This is a genomic window from Streptomyces hokutonensis (assembly GCF_042751305.1).
In the GTDB taxonomy this organism is placed as follows: domain Bacteria; phylum Actinomycetota; class Actinomycetes; order Streptomycetales; family Streptomycetaceae; genus Streptomyces; species Streptomyces hokutonensis_A.
On sequence record NZ_JBHYWD010000010.1, the window covers coordinates 31,383 to 57,525 of the forward strand.

At 69.9% G+C, this 26,143-nt stretch carries 22 protein-coding genes; 13 read left to right on the top strand and 9 right to left on the bottom strand.

The genetic code is table 11. The annotated features are described in order from the left end of the window. Positions 1-159: 159 nt before the first annotated feature. From ACFXC1_RS25725 to ACFXC1_RS25750, 6 genes are all read left to right on the top strand, one after another. On the top strand, positions 160-2,154 hold the full coding sequence (locus tag ACFXC1_RS25725) for an Ig-like domain repeat protein (RefSeq protein ID WP_381246179.1): 1,995 nt from the start codon (positions 160-162) through the stop codon (positions 2,152-2,154). A 102-nt stretch (positions 2,155-2,256) separates the two neighbouring features. After that, complete coding sequence (locus ACFXC1_RS25730) at positions 2,257-3,183, top strand: sortase (protein ID WP_381246181.1); 927 nt, start codon at positions 2,257-2,259, stop codon at positions 3,181-3,183. A gap of 16 nt (positions 3,184-3,199) precedes the next feature. Next, a complete protein-coding gene (locus ACFXC1_RS25735) occupies positions 3,200-4,024 on the top strand; it encodes a phosphate ABC transporter ATP-binding protein (RefSeq protein ID WP_381246183.1) in 825 nt (274 codons plus the stop codon). A gap of 80 nt (positions 4,025-4,104) precedes the next feature. Next, positions 4,105-5,205, top strand: a complete 1,101-nt coding sequence (locus ACFXC1_RS25740) for an acyltransferase family protein (RefSeq protein ID WP_381246185.1) — start codon at positions 4,105-4,107, stop codon at positions 5,203-5,205. Between the two features lie 189 nt (positions 5,206-5,394). Then, complete coding sequence (locus ACFXC1_RS25745; protein ID WP_381246187.1) at positions 5,395-6,279, top strand: calcium-binding protein; 885 nt, start codon at positions 5,395-5,397, stop codon at positions 6,277-6,279. A gap of 220 nt (positions 6,280-6,499) precedes the next feature. Continuing rightward, complete coding sequence (locus ACFXC1_RS25750; RefSeq protein ID WP_381246189.1) at positions 6,500-8,440, top strand: YncE family protein; 1,941 nt, start codon at positions 6,500-6,502, stop codon at positions 8,438-8,440. A gap of 18 nt (positions 8,441-8,458) precedes the next feature. Here the strand turns inward: ACFXC1_RS25750 and ACFXC1_RS25755 are convergent, their stop codons facing one another. Together ACFXC1_RS25755 and ACFXC1_RS25760 are read right to left on the bottom strand one after the other, a co-directional pair. Continuing rightward, positions 8,459-9,625: a sensor histidine kinase gene (locus ACFXC1_RS25755; RefSeq protein ID WP_381246191.1), complete on the bottom strand. Its 1,167-nt coding sequence runs from the start codon at positions 9,623-9,625 to the stop codon at positions 8,459-8,461. Between the two features lie 77 nt (positions 9,626-9,702). Next, positions 9,703-10,359, bottom strand: coding sequence for a TetR/AcrR family transcriptional regulator (locus ACFXC1_RS25760; protein ID WP_381246193.1), 657 nt, complete (start codon positions 10,357-10,359; stop codon positions 9,703-9,705). A 139-nt stretch (positions 10,360-10,498) separates the two neighbouring features. On the opposite strand from ACFXC1_RS25760, the gene ACFXC1_RS25765 reads away from it, so the two are divergent. Both ACFXC1_RS25765 and ACFXC1_RS25770 read left to right on the top strand, forming a co-directional pair. Then, complete coding sequence (locus ACFXC1_RS25765; protein WP_381246194.1) at positions 10,499-12,061, top strand: FAD-dependent monooxygenase; 1,563 nt, start codon at positions 10,499-10,501, stop codon at positions 12,059-12,061. Between the two features lie 10 nt (positions 12,062-12,071). Further along, positions 12,072-12,446: a DUF6479 family protein gene (locus ACFXC1_RS25770; RefSeq protein WP_019075063.1), complete on the top strand. Its 375-nt coding sequence runs from the start codon at positions 12,072-12,074 to the stop codon at positions 12,444-12,446. A 27-nt stretch (positions 12,447-12,473) separates the two neighbouring features. On the opposite strand, the gene ACFXC1_RS25775 is transcribed toward ACFXC1_RS25770, so the two are convergent. After that, the gene (locus ACFXC1_RS25775; RefSeq protein WP_381246195.1) at positions 12,474-12,992 is read right to left on the bottom strand and encodes a DUF7144 family membrane protein; all 519 of its coding nucleotides are present in this window, start codon (positions 12,990-12,992) and stop codon (positions 12,474-12,476) included. Positions 12,993-13,156: 164 nt separating this feature from the next. Here ACFXC1_RS25775 and ACFXC1_RS25780 point away from each other — a divergent pair, with 164 nt between their 5' ends. Next, positions 13,157-13,645: a hypothetical protein gene (locus tag ACFXC1_RS25780; protein WP_381246197.1), complete on the top strand. Its 489-nt coding sequence runs from the start codon at positions 13,157-13,159 to the stop codon at positions 13,643-13,645. A 7-nt stretch (positions 13,646-13,652) separates the two neighbouring features. On the opposite strand, the gene ACFXC1_RS25785 is transcribed toward ACFXC1_RS25780, so the two are convergent. Both ACFXC1_RS25785 and ACFXC1_RS25790 read right to left on the bottom strand, forming a co-directional pair. Then, a complete protein-coding gene (locus tag ACFXC1_RS25785; protein WP_381246198.1) occupies positions 13,653-14,348 on the bottom strand; it encodes a DUF6445 family protein in 696 nt (231 codons plus the stop codon). Between the two features lie 140 nt (positions 14,349-14,488). Then, the gene (locus ACFXC1_RS25790) at positions 14,489-15,016 is read right to left on the bottom strand and encodes a DUF1062 domain-containing protein (RefSeq protein ID WP_381246199.1); all 528 of its coding nucleotides are present in this window, start codon (positions 15,014-15,016) and stop codon (positions 14,489-14,491) included. Between the two features lie 297 nt (positions 15,017-15,313). Between ACFXC1_RS25790 and ACFXC1_RS25795 the strand changes: the two genes are divergently transcribed. Further along, positions 15,314-15,787, top strand: coding sequence for a carboxymuconolactone decarboxylase family protein (locus ACFXC1_RS25795; protein ID WP_381246201.1), 474 nt, complete (start codon positions 15,314-15,316; stop codon positions 15,785-15,787). Between the two features lie 199 nt (positions 15,788-15,986). Then, positions 15,987-16,715 (top strand): DUF4142 domain-containing protein, encoded by a 729-nt coding sequence (locus ACFXC1_RS25800; RefSeq protein WP_381246918.1) that lies wholly within the window; start codon positions 15,987-15,989, stop codon positions 16,713-16,715. Positions 16,716-16,744: 29 nt separating this feature from the next. On the opposite strand, the gene ACFXC1_RS25805 is transcribed toward ACFXC1_RS25800, so the two are convergent. After that, the gene (locus ACFXC1_RS25805) at positions 16,745-18,406 is read right to left on the bottom strand and encodes a glycoside hydrolase family 13 protein (protein ID WP_381246202.1); all 1,662 of its coding nucleotides are present in this window, start codon (positions 18,404-18,406) and stop codon (positions 16,745-16,747) included. 160 nt (positions 18,407-18,566) lie between these two features. Here ACFXC1_RS25805 and ACFXC1_RS25810 point away from each other — a divergent pair, with 160 nt between their 5' ends. Continuing rightward, entirely contained in the window at positions 18,567-19,523 is a 957-nt protein-coding gene (locus ACFXC1_RS25810; protein ID WP_381246204.1) for an LAETG motif-containing sortase-dependent surface protein, read from the top strand. 73 nt (positions 19,524-19,596) lie between these two features. Here the strand turns inward: ACFXC1_RS25810 and ACFXC1_RS25815 are convergent, their stop codons facing one another. Together ACFXC1_RS25815 and ACFXC1_RS25820 are read right to left on the bottom strand one after the other, a co-directional pair. Next, positions 19,597-21,108: an AAA family ATPase gene (locus ACFXC1_RS25815; RefSeq protein ID WP_381246206.1), complete on the bottom strand. Its 1,512-nt coding sequence runs from the start codon at positions 21,106-21,108 to the stop codon at positions 19,597-19,599. A 108-nt stretch (positions 21,109-21,216) separates the two neighbouring features. Beyond that, positions 21,217-21,507 carry a hypothetical protein gene (locus ACFXC1_RS25820; RefSeq protein ID WP_381246208.1) on the bottom strand — a complete coding sequence of 97 codons (291 nt, stop codon included), beginning with the start codon at positions 21,505-21,507 and terminating at the stop codon, positions 21,217-21,219. 83 nt (positions 21,508-21,590) lie between these two features. Here ACFXC1_RS25820 and pglX point away from each other — a divergent pair, with 83 nt between their 5' ends. Next, complete coding sequence (gene pglX, locus ACFXC1_RS25825) at positions 21,591-25,157, top strand: BREX-2 system adenine-specific DNA-methyltransferase PglX (RefSeq protein ID WP_381246210.1); 3,567 nt, start codon at positions 21,591-21,593, stop codon at positions 25,155-25,157. On the opposite strand, the gene ACFXC1_RS25830 is transcribed toward pglX, so the two are convergent. Then, positions 25,154-26,134 carry a nucleoside hydrolase gene (locus tag ACFXC1_RS25830; RefSeq protein ID WP_381246211.1) on the bottom strand — a complete coding sequence of 327 codons (981 nt, stop codon included), beginning with the start codon at positions 26,132-26,134 and terminating at the stop codon, positions 25,154-25,156. The genes pglX and ACFXC1_RS25830 overlap by 4 nt on opposite strands. Positions 26,135-26,143: the final 9 nt, after the last annotated feature.

Consider the following 26,143-nt stretch of genomic DNA (forward strand, 5'->3'; position numbering starts at 1 on the left):
AAACAATAACCTCTCCCCACCCCCCCGCTCCCCCCGCGCCCCCCCAACACCCCCCGGCCCCCCCCTCCGGGCGGGGGGGCCCCACGGCTCGCACCACCCTCTCAGATCACCAGATCCATCCGATGGCACGTCACCTCGCACACCTTCTGGAGAACCGCAATGCGCAGAATGCGCCTCTCGGCGGCCATGGTCGCCGCCGCCGTGGTGTCCGGCACGCTGGCTCTGGCGAGCCCGGCGTCCGCCGACCCGACCCCCGCCGGGACCTTCCGCCAGCTTGTCGGCGTCGGCTCGGACACCACCCAGGACGTCACCAACGCCCTGGCCGGTGACACCGTCAACGGCACCAGCTACTCCGCCAGCGCCGTGAAGTCGGCGAACGGCGCGGGCATCGCGTCCTACGACGCGATCGAGCCGGGCACCGGCGCCACCGGCACGAAGATCACCACCCGCACCAACGGCACGACCTTCCTGCGCCCGAACGGCTCCGGCGCCGGCCGCACCGCCCTGAGCCAGTCGCTGACCGGCGACCTGGACTCCTCCGGTGCCTCGGTCAAGGGCCAGGTCGACTTCGCCCGCTCCTCCGGCGGTCCGTCCAGCTCCGGCACAGCGCTCACCTACATCCCGATGGCGCGTGACGCGGTCGGCGTCGCGGTCAAGGGCTCGGCCCTGGACACCCTGACCGTGAAGCAGCTGCACGACATCTACATCGGTGCGCTGACCGTGGTGAACGGCCAGACCGTGCACCCGAAGATCCCTCAACTGAGCTCCGGCACCCGTAAGTTCTTCCTGAACGCCATCGGCGTGGCCCAGGGCGACGTCGCCGCGAGCGTCACCGTCGTCCAGGAGAACCAGGCCAACTCGGTCCTCACCGAGGACGGCGCGCTCGTCCCGTTCTCCGTCGGTTCCTGGATCGCCCAGAACAACGGCATCGCCCCCGATTACAGCAAGACGGCGGCGGCAGCCGGCGCTCACCTGGCCTCCGTGCAACTGCCCGGAGACGACGGTGCGACCAGCCCGGTCACCACGGTGAACGGCAAGCTGGCCCCGGTCAACGCCTACTACGAGAACGCGACGTTCGGCCGCGACGTCTACAACGTCGTACCGAGCCGGGCGATCGACCCGACCAGCATCTTCTTCGACAAGGACCTGTACGACGTCTTCGTCACCAGCGGCAGCCACACGGCGCAGCTGGCCTCGGACGCCGCCGAGTCGGTCATCGCCAAGTTCGGCTTCGTCAACGAGTCCTACAACGGCTCCGTCTCCGTCGCCAAGCACGCCAAGCTCGGCGGCCTGGAGGAGGGCGACACCTTCGACATCCACACGCCGAACGCGCCCGCCCTGAAGTCCACGCCCGGCGACGCGAGCCTCAAGATCGGCTGGACCCCGAGCAGCATCGTCCCGGCCATGCCGGTCACCGACTACCGGGTCACGCTGACCGACGCGGACGGCGGCGTCGTAGCCACGAAGGACGTCGCGGCCTCCACCACGTCGTACTCCTTCACCGGTCTCGCCACCGGCACCTACACCGCCACGGTCACCGCCAACAACGTCAACGGCACCGGCACCGCGGCCACTTGGACCGGCGCCGTCAAGTACGCGAGCACCACCAAGGCGACCACCGCCACCACCGCGTACGGCACGACCCCGAAGGTCGCGGTCACCGTGACCGGCACGCACGGTGTCGTCCCCAGCGGCAAGGTCACCGTGAAGGACGGCTCGACGGTCGTCGGCACCGGCACGCTGAACAGCTCCGGCAAGGTCACCGTGAACGTGTCGAACCACCTCAAGGTCGCCACGCACACCCTGACCGTCTCCTACGCCGGCGCGACCAAGCTCAACGCGTCCTCCGCGACGGTCTCCCTGAAGATCACCAAGGCCAACCCGGCGATCTCCAAGACCGCGCCCGCCACCATCGGCCACACGGCCCGCGCGAAGGTCACCGTCAAGGTCACCGCGACCGGCACCACGCCGACCGGCACCGTCCGCATCTACGAGGGCAGCCGGATCATCGCGACCGGCACGCTGAGCGGCGGCAAGGTCACCATCACCCTGCCGAGGCTGAGCCGGGGCACGCACACGCTGCACGCCTACTACGCGGGCTCGACGACGGTGAACACCAAGTCCGGCGCCAACTTCACCATCAAGTCCACCTGATCCACGACCAGTTGACCGCTTGACCGATCGTGCGGCCGGGGAGACCTCACCGTCTCCCCGGCGGCCACCGACCAACCCCGACAGCGAAGGAGGCGGGCCGCCGTGACCGTCGCCACCCCCGTCAGGCCCGCCCCGGCCGCGCCGAGCGCGCTGGTCCGGAGCGTCCAGAGCGTGCGGAGCGTCACCGCCGTCCGCCATCTCGCGCGCGGCGGCCTGCTCAGCCTCGCCGCCCTCCTGCTCGGCATCACCGCGCAGCTGCTCGTGTTCAGCGGCGCCCAGGAACACTCCGCGCAGCATGCCGCGTTCGACGAGCTGCGCGGCCAACTCGCCCTGGGCACCGCCCCGGTGTCCCAGACCGACCAGCAGGGAAAGCTCCTCGCGCCTGGCACTCCGGTCGCCCTGATCCGCATCCCGTCCCTGGGTCTGAGCCAGGTCGTCCTGGAGGGCACCGACTCCACCGTCCTGACCGACGGTCCCGGCCACCGCCGTGACACCCCGTTCCCCGGGCAGTCCGGCACCAGCGTGCTGATGGGCAGGGCGGCGGCCTACGGCGGCCCGTTCGGGCGGCTGGCCGAGCTGCGCGAGGGGGTCACGTTCACCGTGACCACCGGCCAGGGCAAGGCGACGTACCAGGTCACCGACGTCCGCCGGGCCGGTGATCCTGCGCCCGTCCCGCTCGCCGCCGGCAAGGGGCGGCTGGTCCTGGTCACCGCGACCGGCCCGCACTTCATGCCGGCCGGCGTGCTGCGCGTCGACGCCGACCTGATCTCGACCGCCTTCCAGACGCCGGCCGCGGTGATCCGCTCCGGCACCCTGCCCGGCTCGGAGGAGCCCCTCGCCCGTCCCGACGGCGTGCCGTGGCCCCTGGTGATGTGGCTGCAGGCGCTGCTGCTGGCCGCCGTAGCGGCCGTATGGGCCTGGCACCGCTGGGGCCGTCACCAGACGTGGATCGTCTTCGCCCCGCTCGTCGCGGTCCTGGGCCTCCAGGTCGCCACGCGCACCACCGAACTGCTGCCGAACCTGCTGTGAACCGAGGGAACCAGACATGACCGTGACCGACACCGCCGTCCTGCCCGTCGTCGACCCGACGGCCGCCCCCGCGACCCTCGAAGCCCGTGCCGTCTCGGCCTGGTTCGGCACCCACCAGGTGCTCGGGCAGGTGTCGCTGACCATGCCCGCGGGCCAGGTCAGCGCGCTGATCGGACCGTCCGGCTGCGGCAAGTCGACGTTCCTGCGCACCCTCAACCGGATGCACGAGCTGATCCCGTCGGCGGCCTTCGGCGGCGAGGTGCTCTTCGAGGGCGAGGACATCTACGACGCCTCCTGGCGGCTGACGGACGCCCGCCGCCGTATCGGCATGGTCTTCCAGAAGCCGAACCCGTTCCCCGCGATGTCGATCTACGACAACGTGGTGGCCGGTCTGCGGCTGACGGGCACCCGGGTGAGCCGCCGCGAGAAGGACGAGCTGGTCGAGGAGTCGCTGACCCGGGCGGGCCTGTGGAAGGAGGTCCGCGACCGGCTGCGGCAGCCCGGCGGCGCTCTGTCCGGCGGCCAGCAGCAGCGCCTGTGCATCGCCCGCGCGCTCGCCGTACGCCCCCGGGTCCTCCTCATGGACGAACCGTGCTCGGCGCTCGACCCGACCTCCACCCGCCGGGTCGAGGAGACCATCCACGAACTGGCCGGGCAGGTCACCGTGGTGATCGTCACCCACAACATGCAGCAGGCCGCCCGCGTCTCCCAGCAGTGCGCGTTCTTCCTCGCCGAGCAGGGCACGCCCGGCGGGATCGTGGAGGCCGGCGCCACCGACGACGTCTTCGGCTCCCCGAAGGACTCCCGGACGGCGGACTATGTGGCGGGCCGCTTCGGCTGAGCGTCAGCCGTCCCGTACGTGTCACGCGCGTCACGCGAAAGAGGGGGTTTGGATCGGCGGGAAGCGGTGAGGCGAGCGGGATGCGTGCTTCTCCCACCGCCTCCGCCGAGACCCCCGTACGACCGTCCGCCGCCGTCGGCGCGCCGGAGCCCGTCCCCGGGAAGCAGCGCGACCCCTTCTTCGACAACGCCAAGTACCTCGCGATCGTCCTCGTGGCGATCGGCCACGCCTGGGAGCCGCTGCGCGCCGACAGCCGCAGCGTCACCGCGCTGTACACGCTCGTGTACGCGGTGCACATGCCGGCGTTCATCATCATCTCCGGCTATTTCTCCCGGAGTTTCCGCGCCACCCCGCCCCAGATCAGGCGGCTGCTGACGGGGATCGTCGTGCCGTACGTCGTCTTCGAGACGGCGTACACGCTCTTCACCCGCTGGACCGACCACCAACCCGACCGCGCCATAAGCCTGTTGGACCCGCTGTATCTGACGTGGTTCCTGGCGGCCCTGTTCGTCTGGCGCCTCACCACACCCATCTGGAACCACGTCCGCCACCCGCTGCTCCTCGCCCTGGCGATCGCGATGCCGGCGACGCTCTCCCCCTCCATCGGCAACGACCTCGATCTGCAACGCGTGTTGCAGTTCCTCCCGTACTTCGTGCTCGGTCTCTCCCTGAAACCGGAGCACTTCCAGCTCGTACGACGGCCCGAGGTACGGCAGTTGGCGGTCCTGGTGTTCATGTGCGCGCTCGCGGTGGCCTATTGGGCAGTCCCGTACTTCGACTACTCCTGGCTCTTCCACAACGCGAGCGCGGAGCAACTCGGCGCGCCCGACTGGGAAGGGCCCCTGATGACGCTGGGCCTGTTCGCCGTCTCCACCCTCCTGGTCGCCTGCTTCCTCGCCTGGGTGCCGCGCCGCCGCACCTGGTTCACCGCACTGGGCGCCGGCACGCTCTACGGCTATCTCCTGCACGGATTTCTCGCGCAGGGCGCCAAGTCCTGGGGCTGGTACGGCCCTTCATGGGTCCAGGGCCCGCTCGGCGAGATCACGGTGACTGTGGTCGCCGCCGCCGTGGTGACCGCGCTGTGCACACCGCCCGTCCGCCGGGTCTTCCGCCTCGCGATGGAACCGGAGATGCGGTGGGCGTTCCGCCGTGACGCGACGGAACTGGCCCGTACCTCATAGCGATGGTTGTCATTGATCAGCGGTCCATTGCATGAATTCGCGCTGAATCGCGGCTGACGTTTCACACCGGGGCGACTCTCGTACGAAAAAGGGCACAACCAAGCCCCGGAAGGGCGGGTCGTACGCGGTGTCGGAACTCGAATTCCTCGGCTTCCGCCAACTCCCCTTACGTTTCACGGAGGTTGTGCGATGTCCTCTCGTTCTGTCAGCCGTCTGCTGGCCCTGGCCCTCGGCACCGGTCTGGCCGCCCCGCTGCTCCTCGCCGGTACCGCGGGCGCGGCCACCGCTCCGGCCACCGCCGCGCTCGGCAACGGCGGCAACGAGGTCCTCTACACGGCCGCCGCCGGACAGGCCAACAAGGCGGTCGTCACCGCGACGCACACGACCGGCACCGTCGAGATCACGTACGTCATCGACGACGTCGTCACCATCAAGCCCGGCACCGGCTGCGCGTACCCGACCGCCTCGGACCACACCAAGGTCTCCTGCACGGTCACCATGCAGGACAGCCAGGACCCCTACCCCACCCTGGAGTTGACGCTCGGCGACGGCAACGACACCGTCACGTACCACAACAGGACGTCCCAGACGTACTACTTCGCCTCGACCGACCTGGGCGCCGGCAACGACAAGTACACCGAGGACGGCGGCGTCGAGGGCAACTACGCCTCGGGCGGCACCGGCAACGACACCATCACCCTCGGCAAGTACTCCGTGGGCTGGGGCGACAACGGCAACGACACCCTCCACGGCGGCGTCGCGACCATCGCCCAGGGCGGCAACGGCAACGACACCATCACCACCGTGGGCGCGGCGGCCGACGGCGGCGCGGGCAACGACCTCATCACCGGCGGCGCGGGCGGCCAGAGCCTGACCGGCGGCGCCGGAAACGACCGGATCAGCGGCGGCGCCGGCAACGACTTCATCTACGGCGGCACGGGCAACGACGTCCTCTACGGCAACGCCGGCGCCGACACCATCTACGGCAACTCCGGCAACGACACGATCTGGGGCGGCACCGGCACGGACGTCCTGTCGGGCGGACCGGGCCACAACTCCGTCCACCAGAACTGACGCGGGGCCGAGCCTGCCGGGAGGTTCCGCACCCTCCCGGCAGACCCCTTCGCGCGACAAACCCTTTCCCACCTGTCACAGGCATGCCATAAGCTGCGCATAGCAGCCGCGCCCCGCGCGTCACCGCGACTCTCATCCGCGGTCACGTCCGGGCGTTGCGCGGCGCTCTCAACTCCCGGTCTCCTGACCGGTTTTCCTTGTGGGGGAACAGCACGTGCGGATGCGCAGCATCTCCACCGCGACAGCGCTCGCGGTTCTTTTCGGCTCGGCGGCGCTCAGCGTCGTAGCGACGGGTACGGCCTCGGCGGCCACCGCCAACGTCGCCTCGCCCGGCGGCCTGGTCGCGGACGGCGCCCTCAAGCGGGTGTTCGTGGGCGACAGTTCGGCCGGTACGGTCGCGGCCACCGACTACTCGGGCAACGTCCTCGCCTCGGTCGGCGACATCAGCGGGGTCTCCGACCTGGCCGTCTCCGACGACGGGGCCACCATCTACGCGGCGGCGCAGGAGACGCACGAGATCGTGGCGATCGACGCGGCCACTCTCGACGTCAAGGCCCGCTATCCCGTCGCCACCGGCAAGGGCCCGCGCTACCTCGCCTTCTCCGCCGGCAAGGTCTGGTTCACCTACGGCGACCAGTGGTCCGGCAACCTCGGCTCGGTCGACCCGGCAACCGACCCGGCGAGCGGCACCGACCCGGTGACCCTCGGGCAGTTGCCGTCCGACGTCTCGATCTGGGACCCGGGCTTCCTCGACACCGCCGCGTCCCGGCCCGGCATCCTCGCCATCGGCGAGACCGGCCTCTCCACCGACTCGCTGGCCGTCCTGGACGTCTCGGGGGCCACCCCGCAGAAGGTCGCCTACTACAACGGCGACTACTCGCTCAACAGCGGCGTCTACGACATCGACCTGGTGCCCGGCGCCGACGAGGTGCTGGTCAACGGCGCGGTGCGGGACGCCTACGCGGACGGCAAGTTCCGCCAGTCGGGCGCCTATCCGGGCGCCCAGCAGGCCGACATCGCCCCGGACGGCACGGTCGCGCAGGCCAACGGCGGCACGATCGCGACGCGCAAGCCGAACGCCGCGTCGACGATCCGCACGTACAGCAACGGTGTCTACGGCACGGCCGACCTGACCTGGGCCCCGGACAACTCGCGGATCTTCGCGCTGGTCGCGAAGTCCGGCGGCGGCTACACGCTCAAGGCGCTGACCGACCCCGAGAAGAACGTCCCGACCCTCACGGTCAACGCCCCCTCCTCCGCGACCCGCGCCAAGAAGCTCACCGTCACCGGCAAGCTCTCGTCCGCGGTCGCGCTGCCCGCCGGGGTGAAGCTGCAGGTCACGCGGACCGACCTGGAGTCCCCGAAGGGCAAGGCGCTGCCCGCCGTCACGGTGCAGACGAACGGCACGTACTCCTTCGCGGACACCCCGCCGGCCGGCGGCACCGTCACCTACAAGGTGACCTACGTCGGCGACGCCGGGCACGCTGCGGTCAGCGCCTCGGACAAGGTCTCCGTGTCCCGCGCGGCCACCAGCCTGAGCCTGAACAACAACGGCAAGCTGTACTCCTACGGCGCCGACGTGAAGTTCACCGCGCACCTCGGCAAGACCTACAAGAACCGCACGGTCTCGATCTACGCGGACCCCTTCGGCACCGACAAGCCGAACAAGCTGGTCAAGACCGGCAAGGTCAACTCCAGCGGCAACTTCACCGTGACCGTGGACATGACCCGCGACACCGCCGTCTCCGCGGTCTTCGCCGGTGACGCCCGCTACGCGTCCAAGACGGTGAAGGTCAACGCCTACGCCAAGGTCAAGATCTCCACCGCGATCACCAAGCACTACAAGACGGCGAAGATCGGCTCGACGTCGTACTACTGGTTCCACAAGAACTCGGCGCCGATCGTCACGACGACGATGACCTACTACCCCAACCGCCAGGAGCGGCTCGACCTTCAGGTCTACTACAACGGCCGCTGGTACGACTCCGACTCCGAGTACTTCGGCCTCGGCACGAACGGCAAGGTCGCGGTGAACCTCGGCGCCCCCGGCGAGTCAGGCATCAAGGCCCGCATCCGGGCCGCGTACATCAACGGTTCGTCCGGCGACAGCGTCAACTCGACGACGTACAGCGACTGGAAGTACATCTACTTCTCCAACTAGCCGTCAGCTGAAGCCTGTTCACCAGGTGTAGGGCAGCTCCGCCGCGACGACCGTGGGTCCTCCGGCGGGGCTGCTCACGTTGGCGGTCCCGTCGAGGGCGGCGATACGACGGCGCAGACCGAGCAGTCCAGTGCCGTCCGCCTCCTCGGCGCCGCCCTTTCCGTCGTCCCGTACGCACACCGTCAGCCCGTGCGGCACCCGGGCGAGCCGGACCTCGGCGCGGTCCGAGCCGCTGTGCCTGGCCGCGTTGGTGAGCGCCTCGGCGACCAGGAAGTACGCGGCGGCCTCGACCGCCGCCGGAGCCCGCGGACCCGTCGCCAACTCCTCCACATCCAGGGCGACTTGAAGCCCACTGCCGGCGGCGAGCGCCTGTACGGCACCGGCGAGCCCGCGGTCGGTGAGGATCGGCGGGTGGATACCGCGTACGACGTGCCGCAACTCCGTCAGCGCCTCCTCCGCCTGGTCCTGCGCCTGCCCGAGCAGCCGCCGGGCGACCTCCGGATCACCGCCGCCGTCCTGGTCGTAGGCCCGCTTCGCCAGTCCGATCCGCATGGACAGCGCCACCAGCCGGGCCTGCGTGCCGTCGTGCAGGTCCCGCTCGATACGCCGTAGTTCGGCCTCGTGCGCGGCGATCACTCCGGCCCGGGTCTCGGCGAGTTCCTCGACCCGCTCGGTGAGCAGCGCCTTCGGCGACGGCTTGAGGAGGGCGGTCGACCAGCGCGCGTCGAGATCCGCGAGTCGCCCGATCAGCGGCAGGACGAGCGCCCGGCGCCGCAGCAGCCCGCACCACACGCCGTCGACGGGCAGTCCCACGATCCACAGCGGGACGGCGAGCAGTCCGAGCAGCCCGTACGCGTACTGGGCGAGCATCCACCGCAGATCCCGGAACGTGCCGGGATCGCGCACCGCCGCCACGAACCGCTCCCGCAGCGGCCGTCCGTCCAGCGGCCCGTACGCCTCCGCGATCTCCCGCCCGCTCCACCCGGCGACCTGGCGCCGCCGCGCGCCCGCGATCCGGCGCACCAGCAGCACCGCCTCGGGCAGCATCCAGGCACCGACCACGAACAGCGTCCCCATGGTCGCGATCAGCAGCACGGTGACGAAGAGATACGTCCCGAGGGTCATGGCCACACCTCTGGCCAGTTGAACCGTCGCCCGCGTCGCCTGCCGCACTGTCGTACCCATGCTCACCAGGCTGGCACCGTGTTCGGGCCGACGCGGGAGAGCAGGGTGCCGAGTGGACGGTGTAGCCAACTACACCATCAGCCGCCTCCGGTCCCGGCCGGGAACACCGGGTCCAGGCCGGTCATGAGCTGGCCGTACGCGCGCTCCGCCTCGGCGACGGCATCGTCGTACGCCTCGTCGGCGGTGCGGCCCGCGGCGACCGTGCGCCAGTTCTCCATGCCGAGTTCCTGCTGGACGACGATCAGGTGCGTGGCGGCGAGGCGTCTGGTGAGCGGGGTGGAGTCGGCGGCGTCGGGGAGGGCTTCGGCGAGGGCGTCGATCTCCTGGCTGCGGTAGCGCTGCACCAGGCCGGTCTGGAGGCTCGGGGTGCCGTAGAGCAGGTCCATGAAGCCGAGCACGTCCGGGTGGTCGTTCAGGCCGGTGATCGGGTCGCGGGCGGCGAGGCGGTCAAGGAAGTGGGCGCGCAGGGCGGCCGTGGGGGACAGGGCGGGCGGGCGTTCGCGGACCACGCGGGCCGCTTCGCCGAGGTGGTCGGCGAAGCGGTGCAGGACCAGGTCCTCCTTGGCCGGGAAGTACCGGAACAGGGTGGCCTTGGAGACCTCGGCCGCCGCCGCGACCTCGACGACCGACACCTCGTCGAACCCCTTCTCGCGGAAGAGACGCAGGGCTTCCTGCGCGATGAGGTTCCGGGTGCGTTCTTTCTTGCGCTCGCGGAGGCCGGGGAGTTCGTCCATGCGGGCCACACTACCAGACAGTGAGACCGAGAATCAAATGAGACCAGAGATGTAGTGAAGTCGAGAATCTTCTGAGACCTGGTTGCATTTTCGCCCTGCCCGGTGTTCCCTTGAGGCAACGACGACGAGAGGGATCGCGATGACCGACGACGTACTGGTCGTGGGCGCCGGGCCGACCGGCCTCACGCTCGCCATCGAGCTGGCCCGGCGCGGTGTGGGGGTGCGGATCGTGGACGCGGCGCCGGCCCCGCACCGGGAGTCCCGGGGCAAGGGCCTGCAGCCGCGCACCCTGGAGGTACTGGAGGACGTGGGCGTCACCGAGCGCGTACTCGCCGCCGGGACCACACGACTCCCCTTCCGCAAGTACTTCGACGGCGCGCATGTGAAAGACACCGACCCGTCCGCGGACGCGGTCCCCACACCCGGCGCGCCGTACGAGCGGGGGGTGCTCATAGGGCAGTGGCAGGTGGAGCAGATCCTCCGCGAGCGGCTGGCGGAGTTCGGGGTCGGCGTCGAACCCGGCAGGGAGGTCACCGGGTTCGAGCAGGATGCGGACGGTGTCACGGCCGTCCTCGCCGACGGGGAGCGCGTCCGGGCCGGCTGTCTCGTCGGCTGCGACGGCGGGCGCAGCCGGGTGCGCGGGGCGTTGGGGGTGCGGTTCGACGGCACGACCGAGCCGGAGCAGTCGATGGTGGTCGGTGACGTGGAGGCCGAGGGGATCGGCCGGGACGCCTGGCATCAGTGGTTCACGTCGGACGGCGGCGGGGTGATGCTGTGCCCCATGCCCGGCACGGACTCCTTCCAGTTCCAGGCGGGGCCCGAACTCGACGCGGACGGCGAGCCGTTGCCGCCCTCACTGGAGAGCTTCCAGCGGATCTTCGACCGGCACGCGCGCGTGCCCGGCGTCACGCTGACGAACCCGACCTGGCTGTCCGTCTGGCGGGTCAATGTCCGCATGGTCGACCGGATGCGGGTCGGCCGGGTCCTGCTCGCCGGGGACGCGGCCCATGTCCATCCGATCGCGGGCGGGCTCGGTATGAACACCGGCATCCAGGACGCCTACAACCTGGGCTGGAAGCTGGCCCTCGCGGCCACCGGGCAGGCCGGCCCCGGGCTCCTGGACACGTACGAGGAGGAGCGGCTTCCGGTGGCGGCCTGGACGCTGGGGATCTCCACCGATCTGTATGCCCGGGTGCTCGAGGCGGTCAAGGAGCCCGGCACGGGTGTCGAGGCCGCCGCTCCGCCGCCGATGGGCACGGGCTACCCGTGGAGTTCCCTCGCCGGCGTAGCTGATCCGTCCGGCGGCTCCGTCGGCGATCCCGCCGTCCTGCGCCCGGGCGACCGCGCACCCGACGCCCCCTGCCTCGACGCCTCGGGCCACCCGGTCCGGCTCTTCCAGGTGTACGCCGACCCGCGGTTCACGCTGCTCGGCTTCGGTGCCGAAGTCGCGGACGCCGTGGGCAAGTTGGCGGCGGAGCACGACGGCCTGCTGCAGGGATTCACGGTGGACGACGGTGCCTCGGACTCCCTGGCCGACCTGCACGACCACGAGGGGCACGCGAGGCGGGTGTACGGCGTGACGGCCCCGGCCCCGGCCCTGGTGCTGGTCCGCCCCGACAACCACGTGGCGCTGATCACCCGGGACCCCGCCGAGGTCACCGCTTATCTCGCGCGGATAGTCACATTCACTCCCAAAGAGTGATACTCGGAGTATGAGCACGGCAGCGTACGAACTGCTGGCCGCGTCGTCGCACAACACGCTCGACGTGGGCGCAGCCTTTCTCGGTGGCCTGCTGATCGCAGGCGCGCTGGTCTGGGCCATACATTTCGGTATGAAGGTCCGGGACCAGGAACTTCCGCGGCCGCTCCCCGAGGAGCAGCCCCACCTCCCCGCCACCGGCGCCGTCCATGAGATGCGCGAGATGCGGGAACCCGACGAGATGCCCGTCGCCTCTGAGGAGAAGGAACGGCTGATGCCGTACCAGCTCCATCACTCCGGAAGCCGGACGGGAAAGAACCAGAGCCGACAGCGCTGGCTGCCCGGAAGGAGCGGCTCCTTCGGCGGGGGCGGCATCGGACACGTCTGACCCGCCCCCCGGTTCGGCTGTTCGCCGTTACCGGCGAATGCCGGAGGTCTTCGGGTCGTAGACCGCGAGTGCCCAGATGACGAACACATCGACCGCGATCATGATCACCGACCAGATCGGGGCGTACGGCAGGAACATGAACTGGAGGATCGCGCTGAGGCTCGCGAGGACGATGCCGCAGACGCGGGCCCAGGCCATGCCCCTGAGGATGCCCAAGCCGGTGACCACGCCCACGGCGCCCAGGCAGAGGAGGATCACGCCCCAGCCGGTGAGGTTGATGCTGTACACGTAGCTGCCGACGCGGGTGTAGACGTCGTCCTTGGCGAGCGCGGAGATGCCCTGGAGGATGGCGATGACGCCGTTCATCAGCATCAGGACACCGGCGAAGACGGCACCGCCGGCCGCGAGCCCGCCGCCGGACGGGGGTGGCCCGTAGCCACGGGTGCCGGGGTCCTGACCGGCGTCGTTCCAGACCGGGGGCCTCTCCTCACCGCCGGTGGACGACGTCGAGTGCGGCTGCTGTGTCGAGTGCGGCTGCTGCGTCATGGCGATGCCCCACCTCTCTGTGGTGTGTGGTGCTTCGACCATCCGGCCGAGACACGTCCTCCACCAGGGGGGTTACGCCGTCCGAGTGAGCCCGGCATGCGGGCACAGGGCAACGGACCTTCACTTGAGGGACGGCCCGGGAAGCGGCAACTCATGGAGGCGACATGGCGTGGCACAGGGGAGGAACGACGCTGACGGCGGTCGTAGCCGTCACCCTCACCGCCCTCACCGGCCTGACCGGCTGCTCCGACGACAGCAGTCCCTCCTCCGTCGCGAGCAAGGCGGCGTCCGCCGTCGCGTCCATCGGATCGCAGGCCACGGCCGCCATCGCGTCGGCGACCGCCGAGGCCGGCCGAAGACTCGACGAGGTGAAGAACGGCGTCGACGCCAAGGACGCGGTGAAGCTGGGCACGCCGACCACGGACTCGGCCGGGCGCAGCACCGTCGAGGTCACCGCCGGCAACAAGGCCGGTTCGGCCAAGTCCTTCGCCGTACAGGTCGAGTTCAAGGACACGGGCGGGAATCTGCTCGACACCGTGGTCGTCACCGTCTCCGACGTCCCGGCCGGAAAGTCCGGCACGGCGACCGCCCGCAGCAACCGCAAGCTGTCGGGCGACGTGAAGGCGGAGACCGGAACGGCGCTGCGCTACTGACCGCCGGTCAGGCCATCCAGAAGAAGACGGCGGTCATCCGCTTCTCCTCCAGAGTGCTGCCGTGGTAACCGGTGGCGCTGTGCACGAGGTTGGCGTGGTAGAGCAGCAGACTGTTGTACCTGTGCGGCACGCGCACGTCCTCTTCAAAGGCGTCCGGCGCCACGAACCGCGTCCCCAGCGCCTCGACGAGGTTGTTGTGCGGAGCCTGCACGACATTCCCGCCGAGCCGTCCGCCGGGCAGATGCTGCCGGTAGAAACTGGTCCCGCAGTCCTTCGGCACGGAAGGATTCAGATACAGCACGGCGGCGTACCGGCACAGCGACCGCGAGTCGGTGTGGGGCCGGGGCTCGCTCTCGCCCTCCCCCACGACCTGGATGCAGTTGTGGTTGAGCGTCCCGCCGCCGGGCGCCTTCTGCACCCACAACTCCTTGGCCCCGGTGGCCTGTTTGACCAGCCGCTCGATCCGCCCCAGTTCGGCCGGCTCGAGCCCCGGCATGGTCCGCAGCCCCGGCCAGGTCTCCGAGGTGTACGGATACCCCTTCACCCAGTCGTCCTTGGCGAGACACCGTTCCCGTACGGCGTCGGCATCCGGAAGGACGTCATTCAGCACCCAGTAGTCACGGCCCTTGGTGGGCTTCCGATAGGGCAGCACGGGAAGCGGCGCCTGACGGGCCCGCTGGGGGTGTGGAGGGAGTGGTGGCATGGGCCCGAACGTATAGCGGGGGTTCACCAACGCTGTGCCATGCACCGGTCAACATTCCGCCAACGAGGGACCCCCACCCCGCCCCCGTAGGACCCGCCAGGCAGGCCCCACGGGCGCAGGTGCCTCAGCGCCTCAGCGCCTCAGCGCTTCAGGGTGAAGGTGAAGTTGTCGGAGAGTCTGGTGTGCAGGCGGGCCGTCGAGACCAGCCTCCCCTCCGTGATCAGGGTTTCGACCTCGGCCCTTGGCAGGGCGCAGCCCTCCGCGATCAGGCGTACCGGGCGGACCGGGATCCGGGCCGTGAAGCGGACCTCGATGTCGATCGCCTCGCGGTCCAGGTGGTCCGATCCGCCGGTGTCGAGACGCCACGCGCCGGACCAGTCGAGGGCGATGCGGTTACGTCGCTGTACAACAGGGTCCTGGAGCAACTTCGCTGTCAGAGCGAGGTCGTTGGCGTGCAGGCGTGCCAGCAGTTCCGGTCGTATGGAGCGGACGTTCGCCCGTTCCATGACCGTGAGTTTCGCCGTGTCCCCGCACGCCGTGCAGAGGACCAGGAGCCAGACGTCCAGCAGCTTGTGGTGGGCGTTGACGCGGAACTTGCCGCTTGCTTGGAAGTGTCCGGCCCCGCACGCGTGGCAGCGGCGGCGGACGAGTGGCAGGCAGGTGGGCATGACCACCCAGGTTTCGAGCACAGGAGTACACCGGTTCCAGTGAGAAGACCGCAGCAAAAAGGAGCGCGGCGCAACAGCGCGACGCGCGACGTTTCAGCACTCGGGGGGTCTCACACGGTGTACAACGGCACGTCCTTGCCCAGACGACTCGGTCGAGCAGCACGGTAGAGGCGGAGAGAGCCAAAGCTCCACCGGTTTTCGTGTGCCGCTCCCCGTACGTGTCACATTCGCGTCGCCCGTTTCGTCAGTCCTGTGCAAGCAACGGCAGCGAAACCACGAAACGCGGAGGAGCCCACCATGGGTGCCCGACTCAACGCCTTCACCAGCCCGATCGCCGGCAAGGCCCTGAAGCACTTCATCGCGGCGGGCAAGGTCGTCGACGACTCGCCGCTGCCCGCCGCCACGCAGGAGCTGGTGAAGATCCGGGCGAGTCAGATCAACGGGTGCGGGTTCTGCACCGACATGCACACCAAGGACGCGGCGGCCGCCGGCGAGACCTCGGTGCGGCTGAACCTGGTCGCGGTGTGGCGCGAGGCCACCGTGTTCACCGACGCGGAGCGCGCCGCGCTCGAACTCGCCGAGGAGGGCACCCGGATCGCGGACGCGGCCGGCGGGGTGAGCGACGAGGTGTGGGGGAACGCCGCGAAGTACTACGACGACGAGCAGCTCATGGCCCTCGTCTCGCTGATCGCCCTCATCAACAGCTTCAACCGCATGAACGTCATGCTCACGGTGCCGGCCGGCGACTACCGGCCCGGTCAGTTCAACTAGCCCCAACCCACCCGTAATCGGGGCGCCGAACCGGAGGCATCACCCGCCACTTGTGACGCGCCCCACTCGGGCTTTACCAAAACCAAAGACTTCGAGCGCTTCCCGGATCCGTACTCACCACTGTCCGTACCGCCGACGGGCGGTCCACGACACAGGAGGTACGGTGCGCTTTTCGCGGAACGCGACGGGAACGATGGTTGTGGGCGGTGCCCTCAGCCTGACCCTCGTCGCCCTCGCCTATCCGGCAATGCTGGGCGTCAACACGGTCTCCAGCGCGCCCGCACGCGTGATCGCCAACACGCAGTGGGGGCCGCTGACCGAGGCCGACCGCGACTTCGTGGTCAAGGTGCGCGCGGCCGGGCTGTGGGAGTACCCCGTCGGCCAGATGGGACTGAAGAAGGGGGCGAGCCCCGCGGTCATCACCGCGAGCAAGCACCTGATCGACGGGCACGCGGCGCTGGACTCCACCGTCCGCAAGATCGCCCCCATGCTCAACATCACGATCCCGAACCAGCCCAGCCCGCAGCAGCAGGGGTTCATCAACACCCTGAACGGCGACAGCGGCAAGCAGTTCGACACGGACTTCGCCAACATCCTGCGGGTCACGCACGGTTCGATCTTCGCCACCATCGCGAAGATCCGCGGGACGACCGAGAACACCCTGGTGCGGATCCTGGCCAACCAGGCCAACGCGACGGTCCTGGACCACATCACGGTGATGGAGGACACCGGCCTGGTCAACTTCAGCCAGGTCCTCTTCCAGGAGACGACCCCGCCGAAGCTGCCGGCCGTGGACCTGACCCCGCCGCCCCCGCCCGCGGGCCAGCCGGAGGTCGTCCTCACCCCGCCGGTGAACAGCACCACCCAGCCGCCGGTCCTGCCGGGCGAGGCCTCACCCAGCGCCAGCCAGACCCCGACCGTGGGGTGAGTGCGCCACAGAGCGTGCCCCAGAGCGCTCTAGGCCCCCAACCACACGGTCGTGTCCGGAGCCAGCAGCCCCAACTGCCCCTCGCCCGCCGCCGGTTCGCTGCTCAGCAGCACCTCCCCCGGCGGCAGGGCGACCGGCTCCGCCGACAGGTTGGTGACACACCGCCAGCCCTCGGTGCGCGTGAAGTGCAGCACCCCGGGCGGGCTTTGGGCGGCCCAGGCCAGCGACTCCCCGTCGAGCAGCTTGCGGCGCAGCCGCAGGGCCTTGCGGTAGAGCTCCAGGGTCGAGCCCTCGCTGCCGTCCTGTGCCTCGACGGCGTACGACGCGAAGCTCGCCGGCTGCGGCAGCCACGCGGGGCCGGACCCGAAGCCGTACGACGGACCGGTCGTGGTCCACGGCAGGGGTACCCGGCAGCCGTCGCGGCCCTTGTGGGTGTGGCCCTGTTGTTCCCAGATCGGGTCCTGGAGGACCTCTACGGGCAGGTCGGCGACCTCGGGCAGTCCGAGTTCCTCGCCCTGGTAGACGTACGACGAACCGGGCAGCGCCAGCATCAGCAGGGTCGCGGCGCGGGCGCGGCGCAGGCCGGCCGCCGTATCGACGGGTGGCGTGCGGCCGTCGGACAGGAGCCAGGTGTTCGGGTCCGTGCCCGTCGGCAGCATCAGGCGCGAGGCGTGGCGTACGACGTCGTGGTTGGACAGCACCCAGGTGGCGGAGGCGCCCGCCGCGCGGGCCGTGGCGAGCGAGCCGGTGATCACCTCGCGCAGTTCCTCCGCGCCCCAACCGGCCTCCAGGTACTCGAAGTTGAAGGCCTGGCCGAGTTCGTCGGGGCGGGCGTAGAGGGCGCGGCGGGCGGCCGGGACCCAGGCCTCGGCGACCGCCATGCGGGGTGGGGTGTAGGTGTCGAAGACGCTGCGGCGCCAGTCGCGGTAGACCTCGTGGACCTCGTCCCGGTCGTAGTAGGGGTGGCTGCCGGGCGGGATCGAGTCGAGGACGGCCTCGGCGTTCGCCGCGAGCGGGCCGATGTCCCGCAACGGCTCGCCGAGGTCCTTCACCAGCGCGTGGGCGACGTCGACGCGGAAGCCGTCGACGCCCCGGTCGGACCAGAAGCGCAGTGTGGTGCGGAAGTCGGCCCGGACCTCCTCGTTGTCCCAGTTCAGGTCGGGCTGTTGAGGCGTGAAGAGGTGCAAGTACCACTGTCCGTCCGGCAGTCGGCGCCACGCGCTGCCGCCGAAGACCGACGGCCAGTCGGTGGGCGGGAGTTGACCGCCCTCGCCGCGTCCGTCCCGGAACACGAACCGGTCGCGAGCGGCGGAACCGGGCCCCGCGGCGAGCGCCTCCTGGAACCAACTGTGCAGGTGCGAGGTGTGGTTGGGCACGATGTCGACCATGACCTTCAGGCCCAGCCGGTGCGCCTCGGCGACCATCGCGTCGAAGTCGTCGAGGGTGCCCAGGCGCGGGTCCACGTCGCGGTAGTCGGCGACGTCGTAGCCGCCGTCGGCGAGTTCGGACGGGTAGAAGGGGCTCAGCCAGAGGGCGTCGACGCCCAGCGCGGCGAGGTGGGTGAGCCGCTCGGTGATGCCCCTGAGGTCCCCGAGTCCGTCGCCGTCGGCGTCGGCGAAACTGCGCGGATAGACCTGGTACACAACGGCCTGACGCCACCAGTTCGGGTCACGGGAGGACAGGTCGGACACGTGGTCTCCTTATGAATTCCCTCTACACCAAGGCAAGTTGACAGTCATATTCCGGTGGACCCACGATGAGCACACGCTGTGGCGCATGTGACCAGTGGGCCCGGTGTTTCTCGCGTTGCTCCACACCCTCCACACCCTGTACACGCCAGATGGGATCAGTATGTCCATAGCCAGTCGTGTCACCGTGCGCCGCCTGTTGGGGACGGGCGCCGCCTCCCTCGCCCTCGCCGCGGCCTCCGTAGCCGCCGCGTCCGGTGCCTGGGCCACCGGGGGGCACGGCGGCGGCGGTGACGGCTGGGAGTCCGGCGGCCACTACAAGCCCGGCTCCGGCGCGGGCACGGTCACCGAGACCGAGGGCTGCCAGTTCTCGCTGGACGGCACCAGCTTCTTCCCCTCCGTCAAGGTCGACGACCAGAACCTGAAGCCCACCGACGACGGCAAGGTCCACATCAAGGTCCGCACCGCGGGCGACGCCGCCAGCTGCACCGCCTCGCTCGCCTCGTACATCGCGCACGGCCCGACCTTCGCCACCTCCGGCAAGCAGGTCTTCGTCGACTTCGACACGGTCACCGTGAAGAAGGGCCAGACCGACTCGCTCGACATCGCGGTGCCGGACGAGGGCTGCTTCGCGCAGATCGACCTCTACCGCGGCGCGGTCAAGTACGACGGCAACCCCGCCGCCGGCGACGGCTTCGTCCACGGCGACCTGCCCGCGGGACCGGACCACACCGTCATCAAGGACAAGCTGATCGCGGCCTGGAACGGCGGCACGAAGGACTGCGCGACCACCGAGTCCCCGACCCCGACGCCGTCCACCCCCGCGTCGGTCCCGCCGCCGGCCTCGGAGTCGACCCCGCCGGCCGACGAGTCCTCGACCCCGACCCCGAGCGCCTCCGAGTCGACCCCGGAGTCCACCCCGTCCAACCCGACCCCGGCCGCCTCCGGTTCGAGCAGCGCCCCGGCGGCGGCCCCCTCGCCCAACGGCGGCGGCGGAGACCTCGCGGAGACCGGCGGCGGCAGCAACACCGGCACGATCGTCGGCGGCGCGGCGGTCCTGCTGGCGGGCGGCGCGGCGATCGTGGTGGCCACGCGACGCCGGCGGGCTTCGCACTCGTAGCCGTATCTCTGTTCCGCGGACGCCCCGCCATTCACGACAGCCTCAGGGCCCGTGAGCGGCGGGGCTCGTTCGTTCAGGGGAGCAGCGCCGTCGGCATCGCACGGCCGTACAACTCGTCGAGGCCGATCAGCAGCACACCGCCTCTTTCCGCCTCCGTGCGGAGGGCTTCGCTGAAGCCGACGCCGCTGAAGCAGGCCAGCCCGCACCGTGTCGTATCCATGCCCCGGCCGGCGAGGAGGTCTCTGGCCCGCCCCAGGCGTTCCAGATGGTTCACCCCCATGACGGTCCCCCACTTCGCCTCGCCCAGCAGCGCGACCGACGGTCTGCTCGCACCGGACCCCGATTCGACGACGGCCACATCGATCTCGATCTGCCGGCGGGCCTTCGGGTCGGCCACCACACCGCTGCCGACCTCGCCCAGCGACGTACTCAGCAGGGACCTGCCGGGTCCGAGCACGTACTCCCGGCACACCGCCTCGAAATGCGGTCCCGCCACCTGCGCGGCGAAGCGCTCCGCCGACTGCCCCCAGACCTCCGCGGCCTGTCCGCTCTCCAGCCGTGCCCAGGCCGGACGCATGACCGCCTCATAGAAGTTGATCAGCGGTTCGGTGATGCGGTACTGCGACTTCCCGGCCCGGAAGATGTCCGCCTCGCGCGCCAACAGGTGGCTGTCCTCAAGGACGTTGAGCGGATGCGAGATGTCGACGGACTTGCGGCCGATGTAGCCGGCGATACCGCCCCGTGTGGTGTTGCCCTGCGCCACCGCCGCGAGGACGGAGTGGTAGAGCGCGGTGTCACGGATGTCGGCCTCCTCGGCGAGCAGGTAGCGCGCCTCGCGGAAGAGCGGACTGAACGGCGAGAGGACGGTCCGGCACACCCAGTCGTCGAAGTCCCCGAGCCCGGCGGGGACGTCGTCCGCGAGGAACTGGCGACGGTACGCGGGCGTGCCTCCGACCACCGCGTGCAGCCGTGCGGCGAGGGCCGGTTCGTCGGCCACGCTCCAGAAATCCGCCGCGGCCCGGTATCCGAAGGGGCGTACGACGAGTTCGAGCTGAGCCCTGCCGCGCAGCGGCGCGGTGCTGGCGAGCAGCCCTCCCATGACGGACATCGCCGACCCGCACAGGAGCAGCCGCATGCCGCTCTCCTCCACCTGGTAGCGGTCGATCGCCCGCTGGATGAGCGAGGGAAGCTCCGGCGCCACCTTCGCCAGGTACGGGAACTCGTCGACGACCACGAGGAACGGGCTGTCCCCTCGCCCCGGAACGGCAAGACCGAAGAGATACGAGATCGCGTCGTCCCAGGTCGCGAAGGAGAAGGGCACCGGAGAACCCTGGTGCTCGGCCAGGGCGGCGCTGAACTGCCGGAGCGACTCGGCCTCGGTCCCGGCGGTGGCCCCGAAGTAGAACCCCCCGCACTGCTCTACGAGCGCCCGGAGCAGATACGTCTTCCCCATGCGCCGTCGGCCACTGACGATGCCGAGCATGGCGTGCGGCAGCGGCCGGCTCACGAAAGCGCTGAGCGCGTCCCATTCGGCACCGCGATCGAAGAGGCGCGACGGCTTGACCGGCCTGGCGTGATGCTGCACGTGAACTCCTTGAAAGCCATCCACAGGAGATGCGATGAGGAATGCGTCTGCCGCATCCCTTTAGGGATACGCCTCTAAGGACTGTATCCCTAAAGGGATGCGGCAAGGTCAGCCGGTCAGAAAACTCCCGATCGCGACACCAAGCGCCGCCACCCCGAGGAAGGTCCCACCGCCCGCGGCCAGCGCCCCCTTCACCCGCTCCCGGTCCGGGCTCCCACCCGTCGTCACCCAGGAAATACAGGCGGCCACACCACCGAGGAGCGAGGCGACGATCAGAACGATCGCCACCCACACCCATTTGAGTCCCCCGCCATCGCCACCCATGACCCACCCACCCCTTACGTCGAGGACGGACCGGCCGTCGCGGCCGACCAACACGAGAGGAGCGTAGAGGGTCATCACAACACTCTCCAAACTTTATGACACTCTCTCGGTGATAAAGTCGGACCCAGAACCATATGAAGCCGACCGGGAAGGGGCACATGCCCGTCGACAACGGCCTGGCCGGCGACCTGCTGCGGCTCACCGCCCGCATCGAGTCGGACCTGGGCGCACGCCTTCCCCATGACCCGGCCGACAAGAAGCTGCGCGACGAATACGAGACCGCCAGGCACCGCAACCTGACGTCGGCCACCTGGTCGACCTGGCTGGACGCCCGGATCTCCCAGGTGGCGACCGCTTGGGTACTCGCGACCGCGATGATCCGGTTCTGCGAGGACAACGACCTGCTCGACATCTCCTTCGCCACCGGCTCCGCGGACGTCACGGATGAAGCGTTCTACGCGACCCGACCCCACGCATCGGCCGTCGACCTGATCGTTCACGCCATCGACCGGCTCCGCGCATTTCCCGCCATGGCCGCGGTGTTCAGCAGCACGCATCCCCTCTGGCAGCTGAGGCCCGGCCACGAGGCGGGCCAGGAGTTGCTCTCCTTCTGGCGCCGCCGAACCCCGGACGGCACTCTCCTGTACGACTTCACCGACGCCTCGCGTGACACGAGGTTCCTGGCCGATCTCCACTCGTCACTCAATGAACGCGCGCGTAAGTCTTACGGCCAGGTACCCACCCCGGCGTTCGTCGTGGACCTCATCCACGATCTCGTGCTCGAACCGGCCCTTGCGGAGCACACGACGCCACAGGCCTCCCAGGCGGGAGGGCTGTCCGGCCTCCGGATCATCGACCCCGCCTGTGGATCGGGGGCGTTCCTGCTGGACGCATACGCACGACTGTTCCAGCGCTGGTCCGAGACCAGACCGGACATGAGCCCCTGGCAGCGAGCGGCGCGAGCCCTGAGGTCGGTGCACGGCTGCGACATCGACCCGTGCGCCGTGAGCATCACACGGTTCCGCCTATTGCTGGCCTCGATGAACACCACCGGGGAACGCCGCCTTGAGAAGGTCCCGGACCTGCCGCTGGTCGTCGCGACCGGCGACTCCCTCCTGTACCGCCGCACCGCCGACCCGAGCCCGATGACCGCGAGTACGGGCCTCCCCTCCGAGCTCGACGAGTACACCGCTCGTCATGGGCTTCTCACCCCGGCCTCGTACCACGTGGTGACGACCAATCCGCCGTACGTCACCGTCGCGGACAAGGCCCTGTCCTCGGCCTACCGTTCCCTCTACGAGAGCTGCAGCGGGGCCTATGCCCTGCCGGTTCCCTTCACGGAACTGGCCTTCGAGCTCGCTCAGCCCGGCGACGCAGCGGGCCGGGTCGGACTCCTCACGTCCAACGCCTTCATGAAGCGTGAGTTCGGGCGCAACCTCGTCGAGCGCATCCTGCCCAGAGTGGAGATCACCCACATCATCGACACGTCCGGGGCATACATCCCCGGGCACGGCACCCCGACCGCCATCATCACTGGCCGCAACCGGGCGGCGGATCCCGGTACGCCCGTCCACACGGTCGTCGGCCGTCGGGGCGAACCGTGGCTACCGGAGGTGCCCGAACAGGGCCATGTCTGGCAGTCACTACGGGCCCTGGCATTCACAGCCGAGGGGACAAGCGAGTGGGCGGAGTCCTACTTGCAGGACCGCGGACAGCTGAGCGTTTTTCCCTGGAGCCTCACTCCGTCGGCGGCCCGCGACGTGCTGCGCCGTATGGAGAGCGAGACTCAGCGCCCCCATCGACTCGGCGACCGTGTCGTCCGCATCGGCTACGCCGCCAACACCGGATCCGACGACCTCTTCTGCGCCACCGCCGGTTCCTTCCGGCGTCAAAGGGCCGAGGAGTTTGCCACCGTGCCGGTGCTGACTGGTTCCGAGGTCCGCGACTGGTCCGCGTCCCCGGCCCTGATGGCGTTCTACCCCCACACAAGTCACCCCTTCGGACACGTCATCGACCTGCGAAGCGTCCCCGGACACCACCGCCGACTGTGGCCGTACCGAACGACACTGCGGAATCGGAAGGGCGCGAAGAAGTCAGCACCCTGGTACGACTGGCACCACATCGCAGCGACCGGGGACGCGCATCCGTGGTCCATAGTCTTTCCCTGGGTTGCCACCCACCCTCACTTCAGCCTGCTCGAAGGGTCTGCCGTCCCGCTCAATTCGGCACCGGTGATCAAACTGCCGAAGAGCGAATCGGCGGAGTCCCATCTCGGGCTCCTGGGTACTCTCAACAGCTCGGCCGTGAGTTTCTGGCTGAAGCAGATGAGCCAAAGCAAGGGGCAGTCGCGCGCCGACCAGCTGCGCGGTGCTGAAGCAGGCGGTGAAGCCTGGGCGAAAATCTACGAGTTCACCTCGACCCGGCTCCTCGACCTGCCGCTTCCCACCGCATTCCCCGTCATGGAAGCGAGCGAACTGCACCGCCTGGCAGCCGAGGCCCAACGCGTCCTGCAGGAGATCGCCGCCCCCGACACCCCGATCACCGGTCGATTCCTCAACTCGGCCCGATACCGGTGGTCGTCGCTCAGATCACGGATGATCGCCCTCCAGGAGGAACTCGACTGGACGGTGTACGCCCAATACGGCCTGATCCCCGACGACGAGGAACTGATCGGTCCGGTCGAGGATGTTCCCGACCTCGCAGTGGGAGAGCGCCCCTTCGAAATCATGCTCGCCCGGCGCGTGGCCACGGGAGAAGCAGAGACACAGTGGTTCGCGCGCCACTCGGCGACGCCGGTGACCGACCTTCCCCAGCACTGGCCTCCGGCGTACCGGGCCCTGGTGCAACGCCGGGTGAACGCAATTGAGCAGAACGCCTCGCTGCAGCTGCTGGAACAGCCCGGCTACAAACGCCGCTGGTCGGACGAGCCCTGGGAAACCAGGGTCGAGCTGGTGCTCCGGCAACGCCTGCTGGACCTCTGCGAAGCGACCCACCTGTGGTTCGAGACCTCCCCGGCGGGACCACGGCCCGTCGCCCGTACGCCTCGCCAACTGGCCGAACTGCTGGGCGGGAACGAGGATTTCATTACCCTGGCGGCTCTGTACGCCCCCGGTTCCGCAATGACGGACGTGCTGCTGGACCTACTTGCCGACGAACACGTGCCCCAGGCCGCGCCTCTCCGGTACAAGGCATCGGGCCTCGCGAAGCGGCACGAGTGGGGGAGAGTCTGGGAAGCCCAACGCCGAGAAGACCGAGAGGGGCCGGCCGGCAACGCGCCCCGTCCGATCGCCGACCCACCGCGCTTCACGTCCGCGGACTTCCTCAGGCCGTCCTACTGGCAACACCGCGGCAAGTTCGACGTCCCGAACGAGCGGTTCGTTTCCTTCCCGTCGTCCGCCTCACCTCTGTCTCCCAACACACCGATAGGCTGGGCCGGCTGGTCCGGCGACGAGCGCACCTCGGCGGTGCTCAGCCTCCTCGAAGCCGACTCCCACGCCCATGGACAGCGTCCGGAGTCTGCCCTGCCGCTGCTCACGGCGCTCGCCGACCTTCTCGCCCGGGTCACGGCGCCTGGCGACGCATACCGCACCGGTCGCACACCGGAGAGGGAAACCGTCGAGGACACATACAACGCACACCTCACCGTCCTCGGCCTTTCGACCGAGGACGTGAACTCGTGGCGTCCGCTTGCCCCGAGACGAGGCAGACCGCGCAAGGACGCTTAGGAAACCGGCCTCTCTTGCGCCCCCTCCACCGTCTCCAGCCACAGCTTCACGTACCGCTCCACATCCACGTCCAACCCCACGTCCACCAGGGCCTGTTCGCGTGCTCCGTCGTGGATTTCGGACTCGCCGTGGCGGGGGCGCCGGTCGACGATGGTCTGCCCCCGCCCAGGGCCCGGCGCGAGGTCGACCTCGACCGGCAGGAGGCGGGTGGTGAGGCCGGCCGGGTCGGCGACCGCGCAGACCGCGCCCGCGTCGCCGAGCCCGCCGGTGGGGGTGGGGTCGCCGGAGGCGGCCGGGTCGCGGTGGGCCAGCAGATCGCCGGCCAGCTTCAGCCGAGGTACCGCACTCTCCCGCAACCGCTGGACATCCGCGGCCGGGACCTGGACCCGCTCGAACACGTCCAGGCCGTACATCGTGATCGGCACCCCCGCCGTCAGCAGGATCGCCGCCGCCTCCGGGTCGTGCCAGACGTTGAACTCCGCGACGGGCGTGGCGTTCCCGACCGCCACCGCGCCGCCCATGAACACGATCCGCTCGATGTTGCGGGTGACCTCCGGGTACGTCCGCAGGAGGAGCGCGATGTTCGTCAGCGGGGCGGTGGGGATGAGGGTGACCGGGCTCGGCGAGGCCAGGATCTCGCGGCGCAGCAGTGTCACCGCGTCCACGTCGACAGGCGTGCGCGCCGACGCGGGCAGGCCCATGTCGCCCATGCCGTCCTGGCCGTGGACGTGCGCGGCCGACCGGGCCGGTTCGATCAGCGGCCGGGCGGCGCCGCGCGCGACCGGGATGTCACCGGCCCCGGCGTGGTCCAGGACGATCAGGGTGTTCCGTACGACCTGGTCCACGTCCGTGTTCCCGGCCACGCAGGTGACCGCCCGCAGCTCGAGGCCCGGGTGGCGGACGGCGAACAGCAGCGCCAGGGCGTCGTCGACCCCCGTGTCGCAGTCGATGATCACGGGGATGGGCTGACCGGTCACGGCAGGGTC